Origin of the sequence: Aliidiomarina sp. (genome assembly GCF_047920995.1) — a bacterium.
GTDB lineage: Bacteria > Pseudomonadota > Gammaproteobacteria > Enterobacterales > Alteromonadaceae > Aliidiomarina.
Genome location: NZ_JBLRWZ010000058.1, coordinates 1 through 5,535 on the forward strand (window position 1 = coordinate 1; position 5,535 = coordinate 5,535).

A 5,535-nucleotide genomic window follows, 5' to 3' on the forward strand; every position below is an offset into this window, starting at 1 on the left:
GTGCTTGCCGAGCACTACCCTGGTGGGCACCCTTCTTCACTGTTTGCCCTGCAACGATTAACCCCCGAAAGCTTCGGCGCCATTATTGCCGCTTACGAGCACAAGATTTTCGTGCAAGGGCAGATTTGGGGATTGAATTCATTTGACCAGCCCGGCGTAGAAAAAGGCAAACAAGTAGCCATTTCTACGCTGCGCCGCATAGAAGGCAACAGCAACGAATCGTTCGATGCTTCCACTGATGCGATTATTGGTATGTTGTAGAGATTGGGGTCAGTGACGGTGCTCACTGACACCGCCCTCACTGACCCCAATCTCTACGAAGCGGCGGTGATGTCGTCTTCATCGAGCTCGAGGCGTTGGGATTTGCCGAGCATATCGAGCAGTACGAAGCAGCGGCTTTCGCCATCGGCGATGTCGTAGATGCCTTTGAGGCCGGCGAATGGGCCGCTGAGGATTTCTACTGGAGTGCCGGTTTGATACAGGCCTTTCGCTTCGCTATCGGCGCCTTCCTCGCTAGTGCGCGCGCGCAGATCATCAATTACTGCCGCGGGCACAATGGCCGGATAGCCACCGAAGCGCACGAAGCCGTTCACGCCGCGCGTGCTGCGCAAGGCGGTGTAGTTATCTTGCGCTAAATCGGCAGAAATGAAGAGGTAGTTTGGGAATAAGGGCTCGAGCACCGATTGGCGTTTGCCACGCACTCGTTTTTGCACCTTCCAACGCGGACAGAAAGTGGTAAACCTTTGATTTTGCAGGTGCCATTCCGCACGCTCAATTTCTCTTGGTTTACAATGCAACAAATACCATGATTCCATCGCTACGATCTCCCTCTACTGCTGTTAGAGAGCGCAGTGTACTTGAGCGGGCTTTTGTAAGCAATCGCCCACCCAAAAACCAAACTTTAGCGATCTACATACCGAGTGGGCGGATCCGGCGGCCGTGCCACAGGCTGGTTATTGCCGCCAAAGTGATAGCGGAAGTACATTAACCCTTGGTTGGGTGAGAAGGTATCGGAGCGAATTAAGTTTACCTGCAGCCCCACATACAAGGCTTCGCTGAGCTGGTATTCCACATTACCGGTGAAGCTATGGCTACGGCCACCGCCAACACCAGGCGCCCACACAGGATTGATGCCGGTGTTGCCAATGGCGCCAACCGCTTGCTCTTGCAGGCCCGCATCGTTGGGGTAAAACACTTGTTCGGTAAGGTTGGTATCGGAATAGCCTATGGCGCCACGCAGTAAATACGAGAAACGCTGATACCGGCCAAACACGGTTACCGGCACGCTTAATGATTGATACAGCTCGGGGCTGTAATAATTGCCGTGGCCAAAACTGGGTTGGCTCAAATCTTTATCGAAGCCCCAAGATAAATACGTAAGCCCTACTGTTAGCGCGAACGGCTCGCTTTCGTATGCACGCCAGTAGCCCCCGGTGTAGCCATACCAACGGTTGTTCGATGCCACGTTGTGGCCGCTGTAATAATCATACCCAAGGCTACTCCACCAACCTAGCGACCCACCTTGATCCCAACTGAAACCAACACCAACGCCGTTGCGCGTAACCACGCCCCAACTGCGATCCGAGAATGGGTCTTGCACTCCAGAAAAGCTAATCATGGTGGTGGTTTGAATACGCCGATCGGCGCTTAAACGCACGCCAAAATCACCCAGCTCGCGGCGCACACCAATGCCTCCAACCCATTCAGAGCGGTTAAAACCTACTGGGCTGCGGCCGATATCGAACCACCAATCGCCCAACTCGGCACCCACCCCTATCGCTACGCCTTGCTCTTGCGCTTCTGGCTGCATGCCTGAAGGGCAATCGGTTTCGCACAATAAGCCGGTACCGAAGCGCTCGCGCCAAAAGGTATCATCTAAATCGGCTGCGCCCGCATTAATGCGCATTGGGTCTACCCGTAAAAACCAATAGCCATCCCGTTCGGTGAATGGCACGCGCAAATCAACCATGAGGGTTTCGGCGGTAAGCTCGGTAATGCCCGGCGTGCCGCTTTTCGAGCTACGATCGTAGCCCACATACAACACGGTTTCGCTGAGCTCACTGCTGGCAGCCGGTGCACTTGGCCCCGCGCCAGTTTGAATGGAGCGTTCATCTAAACGCAACGCTAACGCCTGCATTCCCTCTGAAAATGCGCTGGGTTCTATGGCCGCTAGGCTTTCTCGAGCCTCTTCATCGCGATCTTGCCGCGCTAAAAACAGTGCATAGGCAAACTGGGTATCTTCAGCATCAGCTTCACTGCTTTCTTGCGCTAATAACTGCGCAAATGCGGCTTCCGCTGCCGATAATTCATCGCGGGCTTCATACGAAAGCGCCAACGCATACACTAGCCACGGGTTATTTGGCGTAAGTTCGTAGGCCGCCAGCAGCGCTTCGTGCGCCGCCTCGTGCTCGCCCTGCTCTTGCAGTGCGCTGGCCTGTTCTTGCAATGCTGCCGCTTGCGCCTGCAACGCGTTCACGCGTGCTTGCTCATAGCTGGCCAATAAGCGGTTGTATTCACCACCTAATTCGCTTTGTAGCTCAGGGCTTAAATTGCCAAAAAACTCGCGTAGGCCCGGTTCGTTCTCTTCATCTCGGTAATGCCCAAGCAACGCCCACGCTGCCTGTGAGCTCTGCGGGGCCTGCGAGTTATCAGCCTGCAATGCCAACACCCGATAAAAACCTTGATACGCTTGCTCCGTATTCCCCTGCGCAGCAGCGAGTTGCGCTTCGCGCAAGGCAATCAATGCGGGCTGCTCACGAGCCTCTGGATGCGCTTGCAAGCCAGCAAGAGTGTTCGCCGCTTGCAACACCCTACCTGCTTCTAATTGGCTATCAAATACATTCACATCGCGCCAAAACCAGGTAATTTCCACCATTTCTTGCCACTGGGCAGTAGTTGGATCGGTGGCCGCGGCGCGCTGAAAATGCCCGAGGGCCTCTTCATTATTCCCTGCCGACAAACTAGCGTAGCCCATATCTGCCATACGCTGCGCATCTAAGGTGCGGCGCATTCGTGTGCTGGTTTCCGCAAGCTCGGCGTGTTCAGGAAAGGCCTGCCGAGCAATTTGTATTAAGGCGTAATTTTCGGCGCTTGGCGCTAGCATACTGGTAGCACGCACTAATATGCCTGTGGCTTCTTGGCCATAGGTGCGCTCGCTGCTAAGCGCTATTAAACGCTGATAATCACTTGCACTGTGGCTAATGCCCAATAAGCGCACACGCAATAAGGTAAGTTCGGTGCGAATTGAAAGCGGATGCTCTTCGTGTAAGCGTTCTAAATTGGCAAGCCCAGCGGGTTCGCCGGCACGTGCCGCGCTTTCCCAATATTCGAGGGCTAATTCAAGCGTTTCTGGGCCCTGCGGAAATACCTGCTGCCAGCGGCTGAACGCCTCTGTGTGGCGCCCTGCCAAGGTAAGCATGCGCGCATCGGCCACGGCATTGCGTTGCTCGTTGGGCAAGCCTACTAATTCGCGCAGCCGTTGTGTGGAAGCATGATTCGGCGCCAGCGTTTGTAATTCATTGAATAAATCTTGCGCGCGAACAACATCGCGCTGCTGCATAGCAAGCAATGCCTGCACTTCTATAATGCGTGGGCTGTTTGGGTGTACGCGCAACAATTGTTGCAGCACGCCTTCAATACGATCTGGCCTGCCGCGCTCATACCAATAACCAATGCGCTCTTCCAGCAGCGCCGCCGATTCTTGGCTGAAACTATCAGGTGGTGCCATCGGTTGTGTTTGAGCTTGAGCTTGCGCGTGAGCCTGAGCTTGCACCTCCGTTTGCGCCTGCCCCGCAGCAACCAACTCCGAACCACTCGCTACAGCCACCAGCCCAGGGCTTGCAGCATCCGCAGCTTGATACAGCGGCACAACATACGCCAAGCCGGCCAACATCACCGCGCCCGCAGCCAGCCACACTGATTTAGGTACAACCATTCAGCACCTCTTGGCTTACCACTAGGCGGCCTTCCGTATCAAACTCAGTGCATTGTAAGGTGCTTAGGCCGAACATAATCAGCGATTGAGTGTAATACCCATTGCGATAATCATTGGGGTTAGCCGCTACAATACGCGCTGCTTGTTCGCGCACGCTTTCGCCTTGTTCGCCTTCAATGGCTATTAAATACGGCAGTAATGCGCCAGAGAAGCCAATAGGCCCGCGGCCTCTCGCCCCTTCAATGATATTAATTCGAGTGTTGGGATTATCGGGGTGCGGCACAAATTGGCGTACTGGCCGTGATAATCGTTCTGGCGGATATCCTTGCTGAACAACTACTTCGTGCATGCCTAAAAATTGATTCAATAATTGCTGATCTTGCGCCAGCCATAGGTAGGTGCGAATTGCATCATACTCGCCGTAACGCACATCATTTTGATGATGCCGTGGTGTTTGCCCTACCGAAAGTAGGTTGCCGGCGTAATCAAGGGTAAGCCAATCAGGTACCATGCCATGCCCTTCATGCGCCAATTGCTGCATAATATTCACGCTATTTTTATAAATTTCCTGCCAGCGTTCATCACCACTGTACGCGGCTAGCCCACGCAGCTGCATAAAATTAAAATAGCTCGGGTTTACCATTACATAACCATCATGGGTAAAGCCCTGCGGCGCTGGCAACAGCACAAGGCCTTCGGCGCGCGCGGTTGTTGTAACACCATTGGTATTCAGGCTCGACGCCTGCGGGCTTTCGGTGCCTAACACAATGGTGGTAGAGCTTAACAAACGCCGCGACAATCGCGTAGCCAATGCTGCATAGCGAGGCTGCTGCCAAAGTTCAGCAGCAGCATATAAGGCGTAGGTTATCCAAATATCGGCATCACTCGCTGAGTTATTTTCCAAAATGTGCCATGTACCATCCTCATCTTCGCCCCACAGCCATGCTGGCAACTTATCGCCCAATGCGCCTTGCGCAAGGTTGCGATCAGCCCAAGTAAGCATTAAATCGAACTGCGTTTGATCTTGCGCCAACAGCGCAAACCACATGCCGTAGGCTTGGCCTTCACTGGTAGAAATCGATTCTTCAGATTCTTCATCGATTACCCGGCCATCTTCGTTTACTAAATGCTCGAGAAAACGCTGATAGTGCCAATTAAAGCGCAACGCGGCAGGTGTTTGCTCGTTTACCGCAAATGCACTCGAACGTTGGCTGGTAGCTTCCGGTTCATTGCCACAGCAATCGGCTGGCGAGCAGGCACTGAGCATCGAAAGAGCTACCATTGCAATAAGTAAGGGCGCGAGTGAACGTGCGCCGCGCATACGCTGGATTATGAATGAAGCCATACCAAGCCCTCTTTTCTGTTCGTTATCGCCGTAAATTCAATTACGTGCGCCCATGTCTATTCCGCCATTGCCTCGGCTGGTTTAGCTGCGCGGCTGATTTAGCTGCGCCGCTCTAAACGCCGACGCGCCAAGCCACTCAACAACCAATACAACACCAGCACTAAGGTTACCAGCGCAATTAGGGTAAGCACCGACACCAACACCGGATAACGGGAAAGGTGGAAGTACATGCGCTTAAAGAAGCTTAACTCGCCCA

At 53.8% G+C, this 5,535-nt stretch carries 3 protein-coding genes and 1 pseudogene; 1 reads left to right on the forward strand and 3 read right to left on the reverse strand.

Annotated features, from left to right (window positions below):
• Positions 1 to 261 (forward strand): annotated as a pseudogene (locus ACNA7P_RS10815) (glucose-6-phosphate isomerase); the annotation flags it as partial.
• A gap of 53 nt (positions 262 to 314) precedes the next feature.
• On the opposite strand, the gene rfaH reads toward ACNA7P_RS10815, so the two are convergent.
• The 3 genes from rfaH to ACNA7P_RS10830 all read right to left on the reverse strand — a co-directional run bounded on the left by rfaH (position 315) and on the right by ACNA7P_RS10830 (position 5,279).
• Positions 315 to 815: a transcription/translation regulatory transformer protein RfaH gene (gene rfaH / locus ACNA7P_RS10820; RefSeq protein ID WP_416258641.1), complete on the reverse strand. Its 501-nt coding sequence runs from the start codon at positions 813 to 815 to the stop codon at positions 315 to 317.
• Positions 816 to 901: 86 nt separating this feature from the next.
• On the reverse strand, positions 902 to 3,934 hold the full coding sequence (locus ACNA7P_RS10825) for a cellulose synthase subunit BcsC-related outer membrane protein (protein WP_416258642.1): 3,033 nt from the start codon (positions 3,932 to 3,934) through the stop codon (positions 902 to 904).
• On the reverse strand, positions 3,921 to 5,279 hold the full coding sequence (locus ACNA7P_RS10830) for a glycosyl hydrolase family 8 (RefSeq protein WP_416258643.1): 1,359 nt from the start codon (positions 5,277 to 5,279) through the stop codon (positions 3,921 to 3,923). Before ACNA7P_RS10830 ends, ACNA7P_RS10825 begins: the two co-directional genes overlap by 14 nt.
• Positions 5,280 to 5,535 lie beyond the last annotated feature (256 nt).

Coding starts and splice junctions, on each gene's coding strand:
- rfaH (WP_416258641.1), bottom strand. CDS start 815: ATGGAATCATGGTATTTGTTGCATTGTAAACCAAGAGAAATTGAGCGT.
- ACNA7P_RS10825 (WP_416258642.1), bottom strand. CDS start 3,934: ATGGTTGTACCTAAATCAGTGTGGCTGGCTGCGGGCGCGGTGATGTTG.
- ACNA7P_RS10830 (WP_416258643.1), bottom strand. CDS start 5,279: ATGGCTTCATTCATAATCCAGCGTATGCGCGGCGCACGTTCACTCGCG.